We start from the raw sequence: 22,966 nt of genomic DNA, 5'->3' as shown, positions 1-22,966 counted from the left end.
ACGCCGGAACCCAAGCCATGCCAATGGCTTGCGGTTCGACCGGCGAGCCCCTTTTATCTCGCCTTCCTAATCGGGCGTTCAAAGTCAACTCATTCCTACGCTTTTCTTCGACTCTTCGCACTTCAGCCATGACAGACTCCATGCATCGACAACGCACAAACGTCACCACACCGCGCTTGCGGTCGCATTCACCAGGCGGGGTCCATGCGTTCCTTCGCGTTCAGCACTGGGGCCGTCGCATGCTCTTCACCAGGTTCGTAAACAGGGCTGTCCAAGCAGTTTTGCGCTCTCGTCCCCGAAGGGCGGCAGCAGGCAAGAGATAGCGGACATTCCCCGTTTCGCGGCCCCGCCAGGGGACGCTCACCGCGCGCGCGGATCTCTAATTTCGTTCCCTCCTCAGCATGCTGGGAGTAATCCCCAGCGCCTTCCTATGCTGTTTACACGACCACTATTGCGCCGACTTTAGGCGCAGCCGTTGCGTGATCTTGGCGCCAAATCCGACGTGGAAATCGGTCTCGCTGACCCACATCCGATGGAGAATGCACGCGAGCTTCCGTGCGACCGCGGCAATCGCACACAGCATGCTCGACCGCCTGGCGATCCGGAGACCCCAAGCTCGCAACGCCGACCATTTCCTGACCCGTAGCAGCAGACTTGCAGCCGCTTCACACAGCGCCTCCCGCACGGAGATATCGCCCTGTTTGCTGATATGACCTTCAAAATCGATCGACGTACCAGACTGGTGACGCTTCGGCGTCAGCCCAAAATGGGCGCCCACCGTGCGTGATCGGGTAAAGCGATGAGGGTCATCAACGCCAACTTTGAATGACAGGGCAACGACCGGACCCACGCCAGGAACCGTCATCAGACGGCGGCAAATAGGATCATGCTGGACCACCTGCAGGAGCACGCGATGCAGCCGATCGTAGCCCTCCAGGAGGGCCCGGCGCACATCCAGCATAACCTGGATGGACATTACAAAAATCGGATCGCAGTGCTCGATCAACTCGCGAATACGGGCCTCAAACGCACCTCGGGCCACGGCTCCGACAAGCAATCCGCAGGCCCGCAGTGCACCCCGAACATGGTTCTCGAGGTCGACCAATTTGCGCTTGAGCAGCTTCCGGTTGGTCAGCAATGTACGCATTTTTTGCATGTCGATGTTCTTGACATGGACGGCGCGGTACCAGCCCAACCGCATCATCTGCGCGATGCCACGCGCATCGTTTCGGTCGGTTTTGTTACGCATTGTCGATAGCGAAACGCGCATGTGGCGCGCCTCCACGACAATGATCGGAAGCCCGGCTGGCTGCAATTCGCGATACAGCCAGATGCCTAGCGATGACGCCTCGACCCCCACTCTATCGAGGCGATCCGCGTAGCCCTCTACAGCGGAGCGGATCGCCTCTGGCTCCGTGCTGACCTTAACTTCGCGGACCGTGAGACCCTCGCTATCGACGATGCAAACGCTCGTTTCTTCAAGGCCAACGTCCAATCCAACGTACAGTTTCATCGGAGCTCTCCCTTGTGGCAACGACCTTCCAAGTCGTTGCACCAGGCTCGGGATTCGGCCACGACCGTCTTATCCCCGTGCACCGGTATCTCGAAGCCCGATTTGAAGAGCCGTCCTGCCGTCGTAGCCCCCCGGCCGCCCCCGACTATTTGCGGGCGCTTGCGATAGCGATCGTTACCCGAAGGGCCGAGACACCCGTAGGGTGGCTCGGTGAGGAGCGAAGCGACGAGTAGAGTGCGGGCCGAAGGCATCGCCCGTACGCCCTCAGCACGTGCCCCTTGCTCGGTGAAGCACGCAAAGGCTTGCGAACCCGCAAACTTGATCATTGCGATACTCCCGAATCTGATCGAGGGACGAACACGCCAATAGGCCGGGGGACCATTGGCGAAACATCGGGCGCTGAGATTGCGGTTGTGACACCGCTCGACGGCATGAGTGCCAGGAACCGACCGCGCGTTTTCATGAGATCGGATCGCGTGACGAATAGCGTCGCAGCTGCTGGTGACTGTCCGCCGGACGTCCACCTCGGCGGCAGCTCGATGGCAAGCAGATTTGCGAGCTTTGCGACGTATGCTCGTGTCTCGTCTGGCAGTGAGCCGCCTGCGAGATGCTCTTCATAGCGAGATGGTCCCGCGTTGTACGCGGCAAACACGCCAGGCGAGCCATACCGATCGAGCAGTTCGCGCAGATAGGCCGTGCCGGCCAGAATGTTGTCGTGCGGGTCGTAGGGGTCGTTCCCGAGATCGTAGCGCTCGCGAAATTCCGCCCAAGTCGCCGGCATGATTTGCATCAGGCCCATTGCGCCTTTTGGCGATCTGGCGTGCACGTCACCACCACTCTCGATGCTTTGGACTGATCGGATCCAGTTCGGCGCAATTGCAAACCGTTGTGCGGCTTCATTGATGAAGCCGGCAAATGAGTGAGCGTTCTGACTGATCGCCGGCCGGGCGGCTGATCCGCTCTGGGCCAAAGCAGCATTGTCGAACGCGATCAGAAGGAGCATCAGGGGCACGACAGCACAACAGCGCGTGCCCAACCGACCCAAGCACGCGGTCGGGCTCGCGCCAGCCTTGCAGACATCGATCGGGACGGAGGAATGATCCCGCAATCGATCGAACAAGGGAATGGCGAGGAGAACACGTCGAATACGCACGATCACTCCTCCCACGTCCACACCGGCATCGCACGGCCGATCACGCTAGATGCCGGAAGAAATCCAAAATACCGGCCATCAAGAGAGTCGTCCGACTGCCAGTTCATCAGAAACAGCTCGCCGTCGCCGACGACGCGGCAGCCTTGCCATTTCGGCAGCGGCCTGCCTCGACTGTCGTGATCCTTCGCCTCGCCCACTGCGACGTCGTCGACCGAAATCGTGAGGCCGGTTCTGCAAACACCCTGCCCCGGAAGGGCGAGCACGCGCTTCAGCATGGGGACGCCAATGGGCAAATAGCCGTTAAGGTCGAGGAAGGTCGCGAGCGGCTCCGGCGGCTGCACGGCGACCAATTCAGTGACTTGGAATTGGTCCGCCGGCCGCAGGCGATAGAGACCGATCGGCACGCTTGCGGATGCGTTCCAGATGTAAAGCGGAAGCGGCTCCAGGACGATCGTTGCGATGAGCGCAGCAGGGACCCCAATCGTCAGGGCCAGCGTCAGTAGGCGGCCCGTCATCGCATCACCTTTTGGCGATGAAGCCAGGCCTGATGGCGCGCTTTCGTATACGGGCGCGGGTTTTCGTTGACGGACAGGCGGTTATGAACGTGATGCCAATGATCAGGAGCGGCATCAGCTGGATCGATGCCGAGTGCCTCAATGGCATCGGTTATTTGCAGCACTCGCTCGACCTTCGCCCAGCCAGACAGACGCAGCAAAATCTCCCCACCCGGCTTCACATAAGGAACGGTCGAGCAGCGCTGTCCCGGTGCGACCGCGCGCAAGATGTCGATCCGCGAAATGATCGTGCCAAAGTCGTTCGAGGTCCAGCGGACGAAGGCAAAGATGCTGCCGGGCGCAAATGACAAGACGCGCCGGCGACGATCAATCCTCCTCTCTTCGACGATCCGGCCGAACCGAATCCGGTTTTCGATGCGCTTCTCGAGCCACAGCACTTCTACTTCGGTAAGATCGCTCACGCCGTGGCTCCCCGACGCTCGAGCTCGGAGCCGTTTGCTTTGGCGGCGGGGAAGTACTTGTACGACTTGTGAAGCCCAGCAGGACGGACGGGCCGGCTTTGCCGGCCACCTCCCATGCGCTTTGCGGCCTGGTCCGTTAGAAGAAATCCGAAGGATTTCTGGTTAGTAAAGTTAGAGCGGCTGGAAAGCGCGGAGAAACAAGCTCTTAAGTTCGATTCCGGTCCCCGATAGCACGAGGATCGGGTCCCCGATAGCACGAGGGTTGCGGTCCCCGATAGCACGAGCTGATTCACAGATTGTCCTCCGAATTTTGAATGAGACCGCGGCGGCGCAGGCGTGCCGTTAAGGGTGCAACAGGCTGAGGGGCGAAGTTCAGCCGCTCCATGCCGTCCGGGTCGCGCGTGAGCACGAGCTGATACCCGGGCAATGTCTGGCGCTGGACGATCTGACGTACATCGTATGCAAAGTGCTTGAGCGGCGAGATGATGCCGGACTTGGCATGGAGGTGCACAAGATCAAAGCTCCAGCCGCCCTCCTGCCGACCGCCATGCTTGCGTACAAGCCGATAAAGCCAGCGCTCAAGTCCGCCCGTCAGATCGAAATAAGCGCGGTCGATCGTCAGCACGAGTGCTTCGTCGATGACGCCCGCGTAGAACCAATCCGGCAGGATCAGCTCGATTCCAAAGGGACGACCGTTTGCATCGGCCGTCTCCTTCCATTCGTTGATCCAGGAGAAGCGGTGTCGCCGTCGTTCTGTCGGCTGACGGATCGACGTCAGCACGGTCGTTGACTGAAGTCTGTCAAGACCAGCCTTCAGGCGGTCATAGTCACGTGCGCTGGTGCCGCGGCCCACGAACGTCAAAATCTCGTAAGGCGTTGCAGCCATCAGGCGCGAGGTCTTCAAGCCTGCGTCACGGGCTTCGACGATCTGGGAAGCGGCCCAAATCAGAACGTCTGCATCCCAGATGGTCGCCATGCCGTGTTCCGGCACCGCTTCGACACGAATTGCAATCGCGCCGGCACGAAAATCGATCGGCACAGTTCGCTTCGTTTTTGCGAGCGAAAAGAATGGATAAGCCATGAGGTCCTGCGCGTCGCGCGGCGCGAGATCGCCAGGAAGCGCACGAAATAGTTCGAGCTGCTCGCGCTCGGATCGGCGTCGGCGCGTTGAGGGCTTGTTGGCGGACATGGCTTAGCGCCGCTCTTTGCCCGCATAGGGAATTGGCGCATGCCGTTTTGCGGGCAGTACGGTGCCGGCACCGGGATCCGAGGTCGATTTTTTCTTGCCCAGTTTGGCCCACGCTGTCAGGTCAGCTACTGCATAGACCACTCGTCCGCCGATCTTGTGATATTCCGGACCGGTTCCGTACGTTCGGTGTTTCTCCAGCGTGCGTCCCGACAAACTCAAAAAGCGCGCTGCTTCGGGCGTGCGCAGGTATCGCGGCGGCTGATCCGCGTTCGGATCGGACATTTGAGAACTCCAAGGTGACGGCGCACTGCGGATGACGGCTCCGGCGTGTGTGCGGTCATCATGGAGAAGCGTGGTGTCGGAGGGGGATGCCGAATGTTGGGGGTACGATTTTCGGCACCCCTCGGGGACCGCGCTACTCGTCCCTTCGCCCGGGCCGCAGAAGTTTGCGATAGCCTCCGCGTACCAACGCGAGGCCGCCCTGCACCAGACGGACCGTTCGATTGCGCAGGTCGTGCGTCTTCCAGGCGCGATCGGGGATGCGCTTTTTGCCGAACAGCGCCTCGGCGATCGTGCGATAGCTACCGCCCGCGCTGTGAGCATCGAGCGCACGAATGGCGACGCTCAGGCGCTCGCGCCGCTGTTTGGATAGTTGATGAAAGGCAGGGCCTGGCGCACGTCCATTGATAGAGCGCCACAGCCGCCGGGCGGCATAGGCGCGCGCTTCTAAATCGGCGTCAAACGGCAGCTCGGCCGCATATGGCGCGCCAAGCACTGGCGCGTCCTTGGACCAAATGCGGTGATCCGCTGAACCGATGCGCAGCACGGCATGCCAGCCGTCGACAGCGCGGCGCATCTGGCCAGCTGTAAGGTCTAGCAGTGGCTGAGACGGCGCTGCGCCGTCTTCAGGCACTGCGACCTTGACCGGAACGACCGCCGCTAAAACCTCTGGCGCCCAAAAGATCGTCTGCTCGTCGAAGGACCTCTGCGGGTCATGGGCGAAAGCAGAGGCCCCACCTCCTCCTGAATTCTGGTGTCACTTCGCCATCGGGACTGTTGGCGATCGTCGTCTCGTAGTCGCGCCGATAGTCGGCATTGCGGCGAAGACATTCCCAGGCGATGTCGGTGATTTCGGCGTCTTGTAGGCTCTTGTAGGATTCCGGCGACCGCCAGTCGAATTCAGGCATTGCTTCCGCCCCATTGCACGCTGCTAACAAGGATTGCGGCGCAATAGGTATGAACGAGGCGGTTGTAGGAAGCCCCTAGTTTGGCACCACGTGGTGCACCGGAATGACCACTCGTTAGCAAAAGAAAATCGTTCTGCCTACAAGTCGTCAGCCGGCGATTTTCTTCTATTTGGAGCCAGTGCCACGTAATAGGCGGCCCTGCTCAGTTACCCATTTGGCACGCGCAAGGTGGCTCTGATATGCGCTTCGCGCACGGTCCGGCTCTCGCTCGGGGTCCATATGCAAGACCAATCGAGCCACTTCGCGCCAGTCCGCCCCTTCACCTTCGGCCTGCAGAAGGCGAATGTACGTGACGACATGCTGTTCGTCATAGGCCGTCAACGTCGGCTCGCTCGGCGCACTGTCAGCTACGTTTGGATCTAGGGATGGCTTCTGCATCATACCCGCTTTTAGAACGCCTATAAGCTACGCCATGGTTTGGTCGCAATCCAGACTCCGTTGCCCGTTGGAATCATGGATAGTCGTTCGGTAGATCGGCGGCCGAGCTCGGTCGCGCACGTCCCGTCGCCACGGTCGATAGCATGTTCGGACACGAATAGGAACGATCGTTCCTAGAACGATCGTTCCGGCTCAGTTCCCATATCGCCATGGATCTCAAAGAGATCATGGCTGTGAACCTGCGTCGGAAACGCCACGATCTACAAATGACGCAGGAGGAGCTGGCCGAGCGCGCGGGTTTAAGCGCCCGTTACGTCGGCGCCATCGAGCGCGGCGACGTATCAGCAAGCGTCACCGTGCTCGGGCAAATTGCTGAAGCATTGGGGGTCGAACCGGGGGACCTGCTCAAAAAGGCTGCGCGGCTTAGCAAATCGTAAGCCGCCTCAGGCCTGCCGCGAAGCGCCCCGCCCGGCGGACCGGACGGGGCTTGGTGGGGCGCTCTTACTCGCCGGTCTTGCGCGGCCGCGACCACAGCAGATTGTAGCCTTCACCGCCCTCGTCATCGAACAGGTTCGCGTAGATCGGAGCGTTGAAGGAGGGGTCGTCGAGCTTGAGCGAGAGGTAGTCCCGGCCCTCCTCGGAGCGCTTCGACCAGGCAGCCCCGATCTCGGCCCGGCCCACGTAGATGCGGTGGCTGGGCGCGTTGTCGTTGGACCGGTTCGTCTCGGCGACGATACGGACACCCTTAGCTTGCAGGCTCAGGGTGACGATCTCGCCCTGGAAATCGTTGCCGACCTTCTTGAAAGAACCGATGTTAGCCATGTCACTTCTCCTGTTGTGTTTCGAGCCCGCGACCACCGCGGCCTCGATGGCGATCTGGAGGCCGAAGACGATCGACGACGCACCCGTTCGCGGGCCGGAGCGCAGCGGAGGACACCGTTGTGGCGACTTTCTTGCCTCGCGAGGAATGGGCGAAGCCCAGGGGAAGAAAGTCGCAACAGCGGTGTTGCGGCTCAGACGATCGAGGCGGAGCCGGTCTTCGGCCAGATCAAGCCATCAATGAGGCCACGTGCGTCGCGTGCTGAACCGCAATCTCGGGAGAAGACGTGGCGTATCTCGGTTGTGCTGAACAAGCGGCGGGAACGATTCGGCGTAGAAAGAGAAACAATCTGCTGCAAAGGGCGGCATCGTCTCCGAAGAAACGATCGAGACATCGCTGCTCCGCCGCAAGCTTGGTGGGCCAGCCAAAATGGCGACGACTCGGTCCAGGCACTCCAAGGAGGACTGCCCCTCCCCGCTCACAGCCCGATCATCCCTCGTTCAATGCTCCAAACTATGCGAGCCTTTCGACGACGACAGCGGTGAACGGTCATCCCTCGCGTGTGGCGGCCGGAAGAATTGGTGATGACGGATTCTCCACCACCCCAGCCAGTTCGAACGGGCGGGGCTCCGCAAAAACGGTCAAGCGTGTCCATGCTGTACCGCCAACAAAGACCGCGCCCAGGCAAGCGAAGATCTCACGCCAAGCCAGCGAGGGCATCCCGATCTGGAACAGGGCGAACGCCACATGATAGCCGGCGACGGCAGCGGGGACAGCAAACGCGGTCGCGATGGCGATGCGCAAGGTCAAGGACCGAGTAATGGCGACGGCGGCCTGACCGACGGCAAGCATCAACGCGCCACCGGCCGTTCCGATAAGCAGCGCACCGACCACGCCGGCGCCATTCTGAAACGCCGTCATTCCGATACTCATGGCGACGAAAAACGGCAAGGCATATACCGCGAGCGCAAAGATCGCCCAACAGAACAAGCCGATACCGAGTGTGTTGAGAACAAGCCCTAGGGCGAGCATGGTGGTGGCTCCATGTCCATGGATCTAGCAGTCGCGCCTTCCACCACCACCACGGCGCGACTTCACAGATAGAACCGAAACGAGGCGGAGTTGCGGCCCATGCAGCCCGCTCAAATTTTTTGGAGGCGGGAAGACGGCGCTCACGCGCCGCCGAACCTCCAAACGGGGATGCCGAGCCGTTTCGCCTTGTCGGCGAGGTTGTCCTGAATTCCCGTACCTGGGAAGTGCATGACTCCAATCGGAAGGAGTTCGAGCATGACGTCATTGCGCTTGAACGGTGCCGCCTTGGCGTGCTTCGTCCAGTCGGGCTTGAAGGCGATCTGAGGCACCTTGCGGTTGGTCGCCCATTTGGAGGCGATCAGTTCGGCCCCTTTCGGGGAGCCGCCATGGATCAGCACCATGTCTGGATGCTTGGCGTGAACCTTGTCGAGGCGGTCCCAGATGAGGTGATGGTCGTTGAAGTCGAGCCCACCGGTGAGTGCGATCTTTGGTCCCGGTGGCAACATGACCTCAGTCTCGGCGCGACGCTTGGCTGCGATGAAGTCGCGAGAGTCGATCATGGCCGCCGTTAGCATGCGGTGGTTTACCAGCGACCCCGATCGGGGGCGCCAGGTTGAGCCGGAGTGCATCTCAAAGCGCTCGATGGCATGGTCGCGGAAGACCTCGAGGCAGTTGCGGCGCTCGATCAAGGTGATGCCTTCGGCCGTCAGACGCTCGAGTTCGACCGATCGGACTTCGGAGCCATTCTGCTCTCGCTGGCTTTTTTGTTGCGCCTGTTCGTTATCGTCGAGGTGGCGTTCGATGCGGTCGACCGCACGGTGGAACAGATTGACGGTCGACCAGAGCAGATCGTCAAGATCTGGCTCGAGCCGCGTGTCGCTCAACGTCGCGACCAGGGCATCGAAGATGTCGGCGACGGCTCCGGTGATGATCCTGCCCTCCGGAAGCGGCCGTGGATCCGGCTGGTCGTCGAAGGGACGGTAGCCGAAGAGCTGTAGTTCGGTGAGGACGTGATCAGTCGGAGATGAGGCGTGCGGCGGTTCGATGTCGTCGTGGTCGGTCATTTGACGAGTTCCTTTGCCGGATCGGCCGCGCCCATCGCGGCCTTCGTGGCGATCACTCAGACGGCGGGCGGAACGGGCCAGAACCCGGAAGGGCCGAAGCGGCAGCGGAGGATGGCGGAGGCCGGCTATTTTGCTTCGCGATGCAAAGCGCGCCAGCCAGATAGATGATGTGTCTTCTCATCGCCGGCGCGCGGCGGAAAATAGCCGGGCGTAGCCATTGCCGGCCCGGTCCGCTTGCCGTCCGATCGCCCTCTAGAAGGCCGAGGTCGCGTCCTCTTCCTGCAATGGCCTCGTTATGACCGACCTATCAACGTCGATCGAAGCACCGGCCTATTCTGCGGCTACCGTTGACGAATGCAGGAAGCGGACGACGTCCTCTGGGACGAGTTGAAGCCGCAACGCAGTTCTGAGGGTCTCGAGACCGAAGATATGCAGGTCTTCGTTGAAATCGCCCAGCCGAGGCGATAGTGGGATCGCTTCGACGCCGACAGCTTCCGCGCGCTGGGTGAGAGTAGCCTGCACGGCATCTCCGGCCGCATCGGCGTCACGGGCGATATAGAGCCGACGCAGGCCAGACGGGAGCATCAGGGCTGCAAGGTGATTGGCCGAAAGCGCGGCTGCCATCGGCAACGTCGGCAGCACGTAACGCAGCGACAGCATGGTCTCGAGACCCTCGCCGGCAGCGAGAACGTCGTCCACCGCGCCGAACCGAACTGCATTGCCGAGCAAGTCGCCCATAGCCCGTCGTGGCGTGTCGATTGGAGCCTTGCCGAGCCGCACGCGATCAAAGCCGTCAGGGTCGAGCCAAGTGCGGTGCACGCCGGAGATCCGCCCATCGAGGTCCGTGACGCTAGCTATCATCGCCGGCCAGGTCTCTGTCGGCAAATGCTCGCCCGGTCGGTAGTAGCAACGTGGGTGGAAGCGCAAGCTGCCGCCATGGTGGATGCGGGCTATTCCGCGGCGCTGCAAATACGTCTCGACCACCGTGCCCTCGATCGGGCTAGAGATCGCAAAGAGCCGACGGGCGGCTTCCCGCGATCCGACCGGGGCAAGCGAACGAATGGGTTTCGAGGCCAGCAGCGGCTCGGGGCGAGGCAGCTTTAGAAACCGCCTCGCTTCTTCGGTGACCTCGCTGAAGTCGCGCAAACCCCGGCATTCGCGGATGATGTCGAGGAGGTCGCCATGCTCGCCGGTCGCAGCGTCAGTCCACTTGCCGGCGGGCCCCTTCGGCGATTCCTCGAGCCGCACAAACATCGAGCGGCCCGGCGTATTATGGACATCGCCGACCACCCAGTACCGCCCCGCCCGCTTGCCATTGGAGAGATAGTATCGGCACACGGCCTCGGCCTCGCGCGCGAGGCGGCGTGCCAGTTCGGAGGCGTCGGGTGACATCACGCGGCCTCCCGCTCAATGATGCGCGCGACCGGATAAGTGTCGAGCACCTTTGTCAGGGTCCCGACGCCGCTTGCGTCCGTGGGCACGAACATCCGCAGCTTCCAGGAGATGATCTCTCCAAAGAGGCCGTAAGCACGGAGGCGATCGCGCATCGAGTCGTTGAATCCCGACAGCTCGATGCGGCATGCGCCCATCACCCGGACGCGGCGAAGCCGGAGCCCCTCTGCAAGGTCGAGGACGGTGCGTCCCTCCATCACCGCAGCAAAGGCAGCGTCGGGCGTCAGCGTAGGCGCGTCCGCCGAGACGACGTTTGCGACCCACGCGGCAGAAACCTTGCGGCCGATGATGCGTTCGCCCGCATCGGTCTGGAGCCGATAGACACGGGTTGATTCATTCGGCAATCGTTTCCAGATGGGTAACAGCAAGCCAGCCACGACGTGGATCGTGCTTTCGGTGAACTCGGGTACCTCGGCAAGCTCCGCCAGCCAGGTCGCGGCAAAACGTTCGCGATCCGCTTCGACCCAATGGCTCTCCACCATCATGTTCAAGGGGACCTGGTGCTGCTCCATAGGCCGGATCAGGCGGACGCGGCGCTCGACCTCGCCGTCGTCGAGCATGATGCTCGGGGCCGAAACCTGCACGGCGGCCCGTCCCGAGCGCTCGTTGATCAGCAGGACAGCATGATTGGAAAGACGAGCAAGGGCGTCATCCAAACCGACAGGATGGTTGCGCTGGCGCTGCGTGAGGCTGAGCAGCCGTGTCTCGGCGCCTGTGCGCGGATGGACATAGATTGTCCTCCGGTCGGCGACTATAAAGCTCTCAGCGCGGAGCGTTTCCAGTCCGACGTCGTAGGTGCCGGATGCGACCGCGCCCTCGATCCGAGCAGTCAAGAGCTGCTCGAAGGCAGTGAACAGGACATTCTGGAGGTCGATGGTGAGTGCCAACAACCTGTTCAGGAAGGTCGTGATCGGAGGCAGGTCATCCCTGAGCCCATCGGCATCTGTCAGCTTCAGGCCGGTGGCATCCTCGAACCTCTCGAGCGAGCATCCCTCGACCTTGCCTCGGACGAGCAACGCGTAGAGCTGACGCAACGCGTCACGCCCATACTGACTTTCGAGATTGTCCTCGGGCCGGAACAGGCCCTGCCCTCCGGTCTGGCGCTGGCCGCGCGTAATGGCCCCCAATGTGTCGAGCCGACGCGCGATGGTGCTCAGGAAGCGCTTTTCGGCCTTCACATCGGTCGCAATGGGACGAAACAGCGGCGGCTGCGCCTGGTTGGTCCGGTTGGTCCGGCCGAGCCCCTGGATCGCAGCGTCGGCCTTCCAGCCGGGCTCAAGCAGGTAATGGACCCGCAAGCGGCGATTTCGAGCCGACAGCTCGGCATGGTAGCTCCTCCCCGTGCCGCCTGCGTCGGAGAACACGAGGATGCGCTTGACGTCATCCATAAAGGCCGAGGTCTCGGCGAGGTTGGCCGAACCGGCTCGATTTTCGACCATCAGTCGGTCGCCCTTGCGGATGACGCGTCGCGAGCGACCGGTCACTTCAGCGACCATGTCGGTGCCGAAGCGCTGCACGATTTGATCCAGCGCGCCAGGTACCGGAGGCAGCGAGGCGAGTTTCTCGATGAGGCGGCCGCGTCGTGCGACGGCTTCCCGGCTCTCAACCGGCTGGCCATCGCGATAGACAGGCCGAGAGCAGAGGTTGCCCTCAGAGTCGGTGAACGGTTCGTAGAGCTGGACCGGGAAGGAATGGGCGAGATAGTCGAGCACATACTCGCGCGGGGTGATATCGACCTGGACGTCGCCCCAGTCTTCGGTCGGGATCTCCGCGAGGCGACGCTCCATCAGCGCTTCGCCCGTTGAGACGATTTGGATGACAGCGGCATGGCCGGCGTCGAGATCGCGGTCGATCGATCGGATGAGCGACGGCGTTTTCATCGACGTCAGCAGATGACCGAAGAAGCGCTGTTTGGCGCTCTCGAAGGCGGATCGGGCGGCGGATTTTGCCTGCCCGTTCAGCGTTCCGGTTTCGCCGGTGATGTTGGCCGCCCGCATCGCCGCGTCGAGATTATTATGGATGATGCTGAACGCATTGGCATAGGCGTCGTAGATGCGAATCTGCTCCGGCGTAAGCTGGTGTTCAACGAGCTCGTACTCGACGCCCTCATAAGACAATGAGCGGGCGGCGTAGAGACCGAGCGCCTTGAGATCGCGCGCCAGCACCTCCATCGCCGCGACCCCACCATCCTCGATTGCCTCGACGAACTCGGCACGTGTGGCGAACGGGAAATCGGTGCCGCCCCAAAGACCGAGGCGTTGCGCATAAGCGAGGTTGTGGACGGTGGTGGCGCCCGTCGCCGACACATAAATCACGCGAGAATTCGGCAAGGCGTGCTGGAGCCTCAGGCCAGCGCGCCCCTGCTGAGAGGCCGCCTGATCTCCGCGCTCACCCTTGCCCCCAACCGCGTTCTGCATGGCGTGGCTCTCGTCGAAGACGATCACTCCGTCGAAGTCGGAGCCCAACCACTCAACGATCTGCCTGACACGCGAAAGCTTTTCGCCACGCTCGTCGGTGCGTAGCGTGGCGTAGGTGGCAAAAAGGATGCCTTCCGAAAGGCGGATTGGGGCGCCCTGGCGAAACCGGGACAGAGGTGTAACGAGCAGTCGCTCCATGCCGAGCGCGGACCAGTCGCGCTGGGCATCTTCGATCAGCTTATCGGATTTGCTGATCCAGACCGCACGGCGGCGATCCTTAAGCCAATTGTCGAGCAGGATTCCGGCGACCTGCCGCCCCTTGCCCGCGCCGGTACCATCGCCAAGAAACCAGCCGCGGCGAAAGCGGACGGCATTCTCTGCGTCGTCGCGCGCGGCGGCCACAACATCAAAGGTCGCGTCGACCGTCCAGGAGCCCGCGAGAAATTCGGAATGCGCCTCGCCGGCATAAATGACGCTCTCCATCTGGGCGTCCGACAGAACTCCATCTGCCACCAGGGTCGAAGGCAGGTGCGGACGGTAGGACGGCTTCGGCGGCGCAACGGACGCCATCGCGGCGGATTGCACGAGCTTGGTCGGATGCGCGCACGATCCGGGAATACGGATCGACTGCAATCCGTACTCCTCATAGAGCGCGTCGGTTAGCCGGGCGCCTTCCGGCGGCGACCATTCGACCGTCTCGTACGTTAGTTCGACGCCATTTGGCGCTGCACTTTCCGAAGTGGACGACAGACGTGATGCGGAAGCGCCCGCTGATCGAGACATTGCACGCCGCCTGACGACGTCGGCCACGACCGGCGCGGCGAGGGGCAGCCTCGGAGGCACATGCTGGGTCACCCAATTGAGCAAGGTGGCGACATCGCCGGCCATGCCTTGCGAGGTAGGAAAAGCCTTCGGATCGGCAGCAGGCAATTTGTCGATCACAAGCAGCCGCGTGTCCGTCTGAGTGCCGTGCTTGGCGTAGACGGCGCCGTCGATCGCGGCAGAAAACACGACCCGTCCGCGCTCCTGGAGGCGAACAAAGGATTCGGTCCACGCCGGGTTAACCGGCGCAAAGCCCCCGCCAGCGATGGCGACGAGGCGTCCACCGTCGCAAAGACGCGCGAGCGCCGAAGCGATATGCCGAATGGCAGCGTCCGCCATTCTTCGATCCACATTCGCCACAGCGGAGAACGGCGGGTTCATCAGAACGACGGTCGGTACGATACTCGCGTCGAGGTGATCATTCATCTGCGCGGCGTCGAACCGCGTGACGTTAACGTTGGCGAACAGATGATCCAGCAGCGACGCGCGGCCTTCGGCCAACTCGTTCAATATCAGGGAGCCGCCGGCGAGCTCGGCAAGGATAGCGAGCAAGCCGGTCCCCGCGGACGGCTCCAGAACGCGGTCGGCCGGCGTAATGCCGGCGGCGGTGCATGCGGCCAGCCCAAGCGGGATCGGCGTTGAGAATTGCTGAAATGCCTGACTGTCCTCGGAACGCCGCGTATGGGTCGGCAGACAGCTCGCGATTTTCGCGAGCATTGGCAGCATCGCGGCCGTCGAGCCAGCCTTGGCGCGCATGGCCGGGCCGAACTTGCGAAGGAATAGAACGGTTGCCGCCTCGCAGACGTCATAGGCGGTCTTCCAGTTCCAAGCGCCGGCCGCGTCCGAGGCGCCGAAGGCAGCCTCCATGGCGCTACGCAGGACGGCGGCATCGATGCGCCGGCCGCGTTCGAGATCAGTCAACAGCTGTCGGGCGGCCCTGATGGCCGCGGAGGTGAAAGTAGCAGCGGCACGCATCGAGAGCGGCGCGGCGGCAGCGCCGCCGGCAAGAGATTCGGTCATGACAGGATTTCTCGGGAGAGCAGGAACGGGTCGAACCATCAGGCGCTCTCCTATGACCCAACGGCTCAAACCCTTCCCGGCCCGGCTCTCCCTCTCAGCGCTCGCCCACAAAAATGGGGACCGGCGCTTCACACCGGTCCCCAAGCAACTGCAGGACGGCCGGAGCCGTCCCGCTCTGTGTTACTCAGCCGCGTCGAGCTGTTGCGGGTCGTCGTCGCCCGCGTTCTCCCGATCCTCATCGTCGGCGAGGAATTCGGGCAGTGGGCTGGCTTCACCCTCCTGCTCCGCCGACGACACGCTGGGATCGACGATACGCAGCGGTTCCGGCAACCAGCCCGAGCCATCGAGAAGCCGCTCAGCCTCCTTGGCCATGTCAGCTTTCTTCAAGTGGTCGATCAGTTGCGCGGAAGATTCACCCCGTGCTTCCCGCACCGCCTCCAGAATGCGAGGCTTGGTGACCCGGCCGAGATAGTTGTCGGCGGTCGGTCGCCAGCCGGCCTGCACCATGTCGAGTTCGACCGCGCGCGCCAGCGCATTGGCCTGGTCGAGACGCGTGCGGACGACGTGGGCGGAAACGCGGCCCTGATTGTAGCGGTTGGCTGGCTCGTAGAGAGCGTTGACCGCAAATGAGGCACAGTGAGCGAACAGGGACGCCTGAGCGGCACCATCGAGAGCGGTGAGCGCATCCCAGAGATCGTTCTCGCCCTTCGGCAACCGTGCTTTCCAGGACTCGTGCCGCGCCTCAACGGCCTTCGCGGACGCGCTCTCCCTCAGGCCGGGGGCTTGAGCGGGAAAGGTCGGCGTGCGAAGTGAGATCTCAAGACAGTTTCCAGACGACGCGAACCTGTAGAAGGCCGTCAGCACGAAGTTGTGCAGCACCGCCTGAAACGCGATCGCGGGATTTTCTGCCAGTGCATCCCGCAACACCAGCGTGCGATGCGCCGTTAGTTCGGTGATGAGCCGATCCGGCAGAGGTTTGGCCGCGTCGTCATCATCTTCTTCAGTATCGACCGGGCTACCTGCGACTGCGATCACCGTGCGCTTGACGGAAGTGCTTGCCTCTTGCCCTTCGGCCGACAACGGATCGGCGGCCTGCCCGACATCAGGATCGGTTGCTGGCTTGTCGTCCTCTGCCCGGACGTAACCCCGGTCCACGGAAAGGCGTCCTTCGGAATCGATACTGACGAAGACGCCGGCCTTGGCGATCTCGCCCGGCTTAAAGATATCCGGCCGGTTCTCGAAAGCTGCGAGCGCCTCCTCGAGTTCGCCAAGGCGCATATCCACCTCGTCGGGCAGTTCATCTGCGTCCTCAAATTTGGCCTGGAGCGCGTCGTATTCCGCCTGAAGAGTGTCTAGGCTCGCCTGCTCCTCGGAGGTCAGATCAGCCGGTGTCCCCTCGAGCCGGCGGTGCCCGTGGTCGTGACCATAGGGAAAGCTTGCAGCGACCTCGATCCACTTCCAACCCTCGGAGGCGAGCGTCTCGGCTTCCGTCCGCAGCTTGTCGGCGACAAGACGTTCGAGCAAAGCGACGTCCTCGAGCCAGCCGCCGCCGTCCTCTTCGAAGAGGTCGCGCAGCACGCTGCCGCCGGCCGCCTCATAGGCCGGCAGGCCAACGAACCGCGCGCGCTTGTCGGAGGCCCGAACAGTACGCTCGGTCAGAAGGCGCCTGATCTGATACGGCTCGTCGTAGCCCGACTTGTTGACGTTCTCCCAGACCTGTTCCTGTCGGACATGATCGTCGGTGACGGAGAACGCCATCAACTGCTCGAGCGATATGCCGTCGTCTGCGTAGACGTCGAGCAGTTTCGGGGAGACCGCCGCAAGCCGGAGCCGCTGTTTCACGACGTTGACCGAGACGAAGAAGATAGCCGCGATGTCTTCCTCGGAACGGCCCTGCTCGCGCAAGGTGAGGAACGCCCGAAACTGGTCGAGGGGATGGAGCGCGACACGATGCACGTTTTCGGCGAGCGAGTCCTCTTCCGCGGTGATCTCGGCGCCGGCCTCACTGACGACGCAAGGAACTGGCGCGGCCTTCGCCAGGCGTTTCTGCTTCACCAGAAGCTCCAGTGCGCGATAGCGGCGGCCGCCGGCCGGCACCTCGAACATGCCGGTCTCCTGGCCTTGGCCGTCAAGGACGGACCGGACATTCAGACTTTGCAGGAGGGATCGCCGCGCGATGTCCTCGGCGAGATCCTCGATCGAGATGCCGGCCTTGACCCGCCGCACGTTGTTCTGGCTCAGGAGGAGTTTGTTGAAGGGAATGTCGCGCGACGGCGACAGCTTGATCTTCTGAACGGCCTTTGCCATGTCAGTTCTCCTGAACGGGCGGCCGAAAGCCTCTCTCTCGGCCTCCAACCCATTCAGGTATGAGCCGGCCCTCCTCTCACTCTCGCTTTTCAGCCGGCAATGGAGATGCTTGGCGCTGCTTCGCTATCGGGACGCTAAGTCGCGTCCTCGCGACCCAGATCGTATAGGGCCTGAAACGGCTGGCGCTGGTCGGCACGGGCAACTATCTTAGCTGCCATGAGCCACTACATTTTGAATGGACACGATCCCAAAGCCACAGACGCGGTCACGTGGCAGCGATGGTATGAATCTGCCGACCGTGTCGTCGCAAGGACCCAGATAGGTCCGGATATCGTCATCTCAACCGTGTTCGTGGGTCTCGATCTCGGATGCGATCCAGATCGCCCACTTGTTTTCGAAACCGAGGTCATGGAGGCCGGCGTAGCCTCCGTCGACGCTCGGCGGGTGCGTTACGCAACATGGGTCGAAGCTGAACGCGGCCACGCAAAGATCGTAAGCGAGTATCACGGCACCTAAGTGCGCATTTTCGGTGCCGAACTGCGAGTTTGTCGACAGGGGCGAGCGCCCAAAGGGCCGTCGCGGGATAGTCAGCCCGCGACGGGGTCGCATTGCCGTCCCTCTGAGAGCAGCGTCACCGAACCCGAGAATCGGAAAAGCGCGGCCGCACCAAGCCGGAGATCCAAAATCCCCGGCTTCGCGAAAATCATCCCACCCGATCGAGCAGCTTCTTGGCCTTGGCCTCCATGTCGAGGCGGGCATCCTGATGCGGCTTGTCGCGCGCGACAGCGGTGATGCCCTGCACGAAATCGAAGATGCTTTCAGGCGGGCGGCCTTCCTCCGCCAGCACCGCGTCGATGACCCTGCCTGTCTCGGCCTTGGAGAACCCGCGGCGACGCAGAAACTCGGTTCGATCCTCGTCGGTGCGTGCCACGATCCGTTCGCGAGCTGCATTGATGCCGTTGACGAAGGGCATGGGTGAGGAGTTGGCGAAGTTCAGCAGCGCCGGGGCTGCCTCATGAGCAAAGCGTGAAGCTGCGTATTTGGAATGGCGGATGTTGATCTCCTCGAAATCTTCCACGCCCCACAGATTGCGATTCTGGCAGACTGCACGGAGGTAGAAGCTCGCCATGCCGAGTGTCTTCGCCCCAACCTCCGAGTTCCAGCAGTAGAAGCCTCGGAAATAGAGGTCGGGCGAGCCGTCGCGGAGACGGCCGGCCTCGATCGGGTTCAGGTCATCGACCAGGAAGAGGAAAACGTCTCTGTCCGATGCATAGAGGGTCGTCGTGTCCTTGGAAATGTCGACACGGGGATTGTAGATCCCGGTCGACCAGTCGAGCACGCCCGGCACCTTCCAACGCGTATCGCCCGTGCCATTGCCAGCAATGCGCTGCACGGCCTCAACCAACTCATGGTCGTAGATCCGGCCGTAGTCGGGGCCGGTGACGGCACGAAGCTCAACGCGGCCATCGTCGGTCTCGAGCGTTTTGATCTGTTCGGCGCGATTCGCAATCAGGCCATGTTGCAGGTTGATGCCTGCGAGTGCCGCCGGAAGTTGCCGCAGGTAGGCGGCTGGGGCGCCAACCTGGCTTGCAAGCTGGCCGAAGCTCCAGTGCGTCGGCGCGACGGGCGTGTCCGAGCCGGGTAGCGTCAGGGCCAAGCGCTCGGGGTCGGCGCGGCTCGCCTCCACATGGATGAGAGCGCTTTCGACCACGCGCGTTCGGCTGCGATCCGCGCGATCACGAACCGAGCGGGCCAGTTCGTTGAGCGACAGATAACGCTCATCCGCCGGACGGGAAAACCACTCCGAGGATACCCGACCGACGCGCTCGCCGCGGCTGACATCCACCCTGTAACCACCGCTGGCGTCGCGGCGTGCATCGAGAACCTGCATATTCATGGGAGCAATCTCCATGACAGGCGCCGGAAGACTCTCCTCCGGTCCTCAACCCGTCAAGGCCAACGCCGCTCCACTCTGCCTCTCCTGGACCGTCGATCGCGATGCTCGCAAGTCTCCGCTCCCGCCGCAGCCTCCGTCAGGGGTGGAAGCCCGGAGGGTGAAAACCCGGCTCAAGCCGGGGTTTCAGCGTAGGCCGACAGCCCAATCCCGAAGGGAGAAGGCAAACCACCGGGCTGCCGATCAGCAAAGTCTGACGATGAACGTATTGCGCGTTTGTGAGCCCACCGCTTTTATTCGTTGAGACCAGACTTGTGATCCTACGGTACCGGTCTTGATCGGAACGCGCCCCGCGGCGCCTTCATCACTTCAGATCAATCGCATTCGATATCGGCGAGTGACGTGCCGAGCGTCTCGAGAGCCTGCTTAAGGTGGGCCTTGACGGCATCGAGTGTCCATCCATGGGCGGCCGCGCCGGTGCCGGACAGATTCACGAGTTTATCTACTCCGCACACCTTCAATTCGCTCGACACAGCGCCGGCCGGCAACAATTGCTGAAGCAGGTTCTTGTCGCCGTAGACAGCTTGCCCGCCGACCACGACAAGCGACACATGGGCCGGGGTAGCCTTGACGACAGGGTCAAGAGGCTTGGGTTGGGTGGTGTCGATCGCGACGTTCAAAACGACAAAATCCGCGAACTGCCCGGGCACCAGCGCACCGATGTAGTCGGATATTCTGACGAGCTTCGCGGGCGTTGACGTTGCCATGGTTACGAGCTCGTCGGAGCCGATGCCGTAGTGCCTGTATGCGTAACCCATTTCCTGCAGCATGCCCGCACTGCCGGACGGGCTCCAGTCGGGCGCAATGGCGATGTCGACTTTTGCCAACCTGGCGGCGGCAATGTTGGTGGTCGAGCCATAGAGCTCGTCATTACTGCGTGGCGACCAAATGAGTCCGACGTTGCTGTCCTTCATGCCGAGAAAATCGGCATCCCGCAGAGCCGTACCGTGAACGAGGGCAAGACCGTCCCGCGGGATAGGAATAGGCTTGGGCTTCCCGATGACGGGTGCGAGCAACACTTCCTTGCTGAGCATGCTGTATTCGCGGTGCGCGGCGGAGTCGGTGTTCGCGCCTTCCGCGAGATGGACCACCATGCCCCGCAAGGTCTTATGGTCAAGCGCGCATAGAAGATACTCGAACCTCTCGTGCGTCAATTCCAGTGGAAAGACCTCATTGTCGACGACGTCAAGAATCTTGCGATCGGTATCAGGTCTTACCGTTGGGCATTTGTCGTCGAAGACCGGTTGTTGTTGCAGGAAGCCGGAATCCGTATCGAGATTTCGGGCAAGTCCCGCGACGCACTTATGGTTTTCAGAGGTCTTGTCACTGCTCAGCAATCCCCCAAGGACCGACGTCGCCCCACCGGCAAGCGCCTTGATCTCCGCATAGATCTCCGCTTCGCAGGCTACAGTTGGCATTGCCGCGTAGTGCGGGTTGTTCAGCAAGCGGTCGTATTCCGCGGAATCCTGCCATTCATACCGGTTGTTAAACTTCCGGCCGGGCAGCCATCGTGGCTGGATATTCCAGGTGAGGTGGTCATGGAGATCGATGAAGCCGGGCAGAATGATCCCCGGCACCTTGACCGGGGACGTTGTTGGCTGCGCCGACGCGCTAGGGCCGACGCTTACGATCTTGCCATCGCTCGAAATCGACAGCGTTCCATCCGCGAGGATGCCGCTTGGCGTCACCATGGCGCCGGCGATGCTCCAATCTGCGGCGAGCGCGCTGGCGCCCGTCCAACACCAACCCAAAAGCGCTGCACAAACCAGAGAATGAAGCCTCATTGCGCCCCCCTCAACACCGGTGAAAACCTCGCGTAGGACCGAAAACCTACCCTATGATGGCGCGCCGCCTCAAGAGCAACCAAGACTTGCACCGAACAAAATGCGCGTCGGCTGACCTACGGCAGGCTTGGCGCGTGCGATGCGCCGGCGCCTCCTAAGACATTGTCCCGCGCGAACGGAGGTAATCCTGCCCACAGGCGTAAGCTGGCTGTCATCATGAATCGGATGTGAGCCTATTGGTCGGGCACGACTACGCGGGGATCGTCAGCCCGCACGGAAGTTTGCAACTGGGCGGGATCAACCTTCTTGCGCTGTTCCCACTCAACGAGGTTGGCCGGACGATACGTTGGATCGGCACGCCACCGCTTGAACACGCTGGCGTCGATCGTCTCGTTGACGTTGATGTGGCTTCCGTCTTCCCGGACATCTGGTTCTCGGCCGATGGTCCGAAACAGAGGCGGAGAAATCTTGGCGTACAATCCCGAGCCAAACGACGCATAGGAATCGGCAATCGGCGCCGTCAGAGCATCTCCATCCAGATCGACCTCCGATCGGAACGAAAGCCCCTGAGATTCCGCCCTCTTCATCATCCAGCGCAGCGGAGCCTGAGCCAGAAGATCGGTCTGATAGCCGCCCCCAACGTTTGCGTGGGCACCTACAAACCAGCGCTGCTCAACGCCGGAGAGCGGCCGCGGTTGCGCGATGACCGCTTTCGGATCTTTCGGGTGGCGGACGTCCCACAGCGTCGGCGCGAAGTCGTTGCGGTGCTCATCGATGGCAAGCGCGTGATAGCCGTTCAGGATGTGGATGCGTAATCCGGTCTGCAGATAGTCAAACTGAGAACGGCTAATGCCCGGAATATTTCCGGCCGCCACGCCGACAGAACCAACAGTATCCCACACGCCGACAACTTTCACTTTCGCCGGCTGGGAATATTTGAGCAGCCACTTTTCCTGCTCTGTCAGCTTGCTGGTGTCTCCGGACGCTTCCTTCTCCTTCAACGTCCAAATGCTCTCCTCGTCCCCCTTCCTGTAGCGATCAAACAGTTCGGTCACGCCGATGGGGGAGCCTGCTTTCAGGATGCCATCTATAGCGATCAACCCAGCCAGGCTTCGGGCTGTAAACGCGCCACGGCTGAAGCCGAAAATGAAGATTTCATCGCCGTCGTTGTAGTTCTCGATGAGCCACTCGTAGGCTAGGCGGATGTTCTCATCGAGCCCCTGGCCGAAAACACCGCCCAGGAAACCGTTGACCCCGACCTCGTAGTAGACGAGCTGAGGTTTACCATCCTTGCTTTTCGCGGCGCAAAGCGCGCGCATGCGCCAGACGTTCGTATTGCTGTTGGTGCTATTCCATGTGCCGTCGAGAAAAATCGCGAGGCGCTTCTGCTGCTGCTCTGCGCCGACGAAGTTCGGCTGATTTCCGCTCTTCTCCGAAGGACGACCAATAATCACCCCGATCCAGACAATAGCCACGATCGCAAGCAAGAGGCCGATCGAGTGTCCGATCCGCTCGATCCATCGCAGAACCTTCATGACGTAGCCCCCAGCTGCATGACATTGGCCGACTGAAGAGAGAATCGGCGACTTTGCCAGAGAATATGCCGCCAGCCGATTCGATGCACGTCGCGCGTTTAAACAACGAACCCGCTACCTGGGCGGGTTTTCCCTCCGTCCGATTTCTTCATGGGACTTGGCCTTGAGGTGCTTTAGGGCCGCAGGCCCGACCAGGCGTGCGCCAAGGGCGCATCGCCTCGACGTAAAATGGCACCCGCAGGAGCGTGAGCATAGCGACGCCGAAGGCGGCACGCGGGACCGAGTGCAGCGACGAGACCGGTT

General features: G+C 62.0%; 19 protein-coding genes. 1 reads left to right on the top strand and 18 read right to left on the bottom strand.

From position 1 onward, the window contains the following. Nucleotides 1-448 precede the first annotated feature (448 nt). From JQ587_RS36330 to JQ587_RS36850, 9 genes are all read right to left on the bottom strand, one after another. Complete coding sequence (locus tag JQ587_RS36330) at nt 449-1,513, bottom strand: IS110 family RNA-guided transposase (protein ID WP_212428564.1); 1,065 nt, start codon at nt 1,511-1,513, stop codon at nt 449-451. Nucleotides 1,514-1,835: 322 nt separating this feature from the next. After that, a complete protein-coding gene (locus JQ587_RS36325) occupies nt 1,836-2,516 on the bottom strand; it encodes a lytic transglycosylase domain-containing protein (RefSeq protein WP_249154698.1) in 681 nt (226 codons plus the stop codon). 152 nt (nt 2,517-2,668) lie between these two features. Beyond that, on the bottom strand, nt 2,669-3,181 hold the full coding sequence (locus tag JQ587_RS36320; protein ID WP_212428563.1) for a S26 family signal peptidase: 513 nt from the start codon (nt 3,179-3,181) through the stop codon (nt 2,669-2,671). Further along, nucleotides 3,178-3,642 (bottom strand): DUF2840 domain-containing protein, encoded by a 465-nt coding sequence (locus tag JQ587_RS36315; RefSeq protein WP_212428562.1) that lies wholly within the window; start codon nt 3,640-3,642, stop codon nt 3,178-3,180. Before JQ587_RS36315 ends, JQ587_RS36320 begins: the two co-directional genes overlap by 4 nt. A 289-nt stretch (nt 3,643-3,931) precedes the next feature. Beyond that, nucleotides 3,932-4,831, bottom strand: coding sequence for a replication initiator protein A (locus JQ587_RS36310; RefSeq protein ID WP_212428561.1), 900 nt, complete (start codon nt 4,829-4,831; stop codon nt 3,932-3,934). A 3-nt stretch (nt 4,832-4,834) separates the two neighbouring features. Next, on the bottom strand, nt 4,835-5,113 hold the full coding sequence (locus JQ587_RS36305; protein WP_212428560.1) for a helix-turn-helix transcriptional regulator: 279 nt from the start codon (nt 5,111-5,113) through the stop codon (nt 4,835-4,837). 133 nt (nt 5,114-5,246) lie between these two features. Continuing rightward, entirely contained in the window at nt 5,247-5,687 is a 441-nt protein-coding gene (locus tag JQ587_RS36300; RefSeq protein WP_212428559.1) for a DUF2285 domain-containing protein, read from the bottom strand. A 136-nt stretch (nt 5,688-5,823) separates the two neighbouring features. Next, nucleotides 5,824-6,018 carry a transcriptional regulator domain-containing protein gene (locus JQ587_RS36295; protein ID WP_212428558.1) on the bottom strand — a complete coding sequence of 65 codons (195 nt, stop codon included), beginning with the start codon at nt 6,016-6,018 and terminating at the stop codon, nt 5,824-5,826. A gap of 165 nt (nt 6,019-6,183) precedes the next feature. Continuing rightward, nucleotides 6,184-6,456, bottom strand: a complete 273-nt coding sequence (locus JQ587_RS36850; protein ID WP_249154699.1) for a DUF2285 domain-containing protein — start codon at nt 6,454-6,456, stop codon at nt 6,184-6,186. 209 nt (nt 6,457-6,665) lie between these two features. Between JQ587_RS36850 and JQ587_RS36290 the strand changes: the two genes are divergently transcribed. After that, entirely contained in the window at nt 6,666-6,893 is a 228-nt protein-coding gene (locus JQ587_RS36290; protein ID WP_050385492.1) for a helix-turn-helix domain-containing protein, read from the top strand. A gap of 64 nt (nt 6,894-6,957) precedes the next feature. Here JQ587_RS36290 and JQ587_RS36285 read toward each other — a convergent pair whose 3' ends face one another. The 9 genes from JQ587_RS36285 to JQ587_RS36245 all read right to left on the bottom strand — a co-directional run bounded on the left by JQ587_RS36285 (nt 6,958) and on the right by JQ587_RS36245 (nt 22,663). After that, entirely contained in the window at nt 6,958-7,278 is a 321-nt protein-coding gene (locus JQ587_RS36285; RefSeq protein WP_212428557.1) for a DUF736 domain-containing protein, read from the bottom strand. A 547-nt stretch (nt 7,279-7,825) separates the two neighbouring features. Continuing rightward, a complete protein-coding gene (locus JQ587_RS36280; protein ID WP_212428556.1) occupies nt 7,826-8,308 on the bottom strand; it encodes a hypothetical protein in 483 nt (160 codons plus the stop codon). A gap of 140 nt (nt 8,309-8,448) precedes the next feature. Next, nucleotides 8,449-9,372, bottom strand: coding sequence for a DUF2493 domain-containing protein (locus JQ587_RS36275; RefSeq protein ID WP_212428555.1), 924 nt, complete (start codon nt 9,370-9,372; stop codon nt 8,449-8,451). A 330-nt stretch (nt 9,373-9,702) separates the two neighbouring features. Then, on the bottom strand, nt 9,703-10,764 hold the full coding sequence (locus JQ587_RS36270) for a DUF7146 domain-containing protein (RefSeq protein WP_212428569.1): 1,062 nt from the start codon (nt 10,762-10,764) through the stop codon (nt 9,703-9,705). Beyond that, entirely contained in the window at nt 10,764-15,083 is a 4,320-nt protein-coding gene (locus JQ587_RS36265; RefSeq protein WP_212428554.1) for a strawberry notch family protein, read from the bottom strand. Before JQ587_RS36265 ends, JQ587_RS36270 begins: the two co-directional genes overlap by 1 nt. 180 nt (nt 15,084-15,263) lie before the next feature. Next, nucleotides 15,264-17,390 carry a ParB/RepB/Spo0J family partition protein gene (locus JQ587_RS36260; RefSeq protein ID WP_212428553.1) on the bottom strand — a complete coding sequence of 709 codons (2,127 nt, stop codon included), beginning with the start codon at nt 17,388-17,390 and terminating at the stop codon, nt 15,264-15,266. Nucleotides 17,391-18,093: 703 nt separating this feature from the next. Continuing rightward, nucleotides 18,094-19,287, bottom strand: a complete 1,194-nt coding sequence (locus JQ587_RS36255) for a DUF932 domain-containing protein (RefSeq protein WP_212428552.1) — start codon at nt 19,285-19,287, stop codon at nt 18,094-18,096. 371 nt (nt 19,288-19,658) lie between these two features. Then, complete coding sequence (locus JQ587_RS36250; RefSeq protein WP_212428551.1) at nt 19,659-21,128, bottom strand: amidohydrolase family protein; 1,470 nt, start codon at nt 21,126-21,128, stop codon at nt 19,659-19,661. Nucleotides 21,129-21,361: 233 nt separating this feature from the next. Continuing rightward, complete coding sequence (locus tag JQ587_RS36245; RefSeq protein WP_212428550.1) at nt 21,362-22,663, bottom strand: T6SS phospholipase effector Tle1-like catalytic domain-containing protein; 1,302 nt, start codon at nt 22,661-22,663, stop codon at nt 21,362-21,364. Nucleotides 22,664-22,966 lie beyond the last annotated feature (303 nt).

This window comes from Bradyrhizobium manausense (assembly GCF_018130615.1).
Lineage (GTDB): Bacteria > Pseudomonadota > Alphaproteobacteria > Rhizobiales > Xanthobacteraceae > Bradyrhizobium > Bradyrhizobium manausense_A.
The sequence above is the reverse complement of the archived record's forward strand: the minus strand, read 5'-3'. Positions and strand labels throughout refer to the sequence as shown.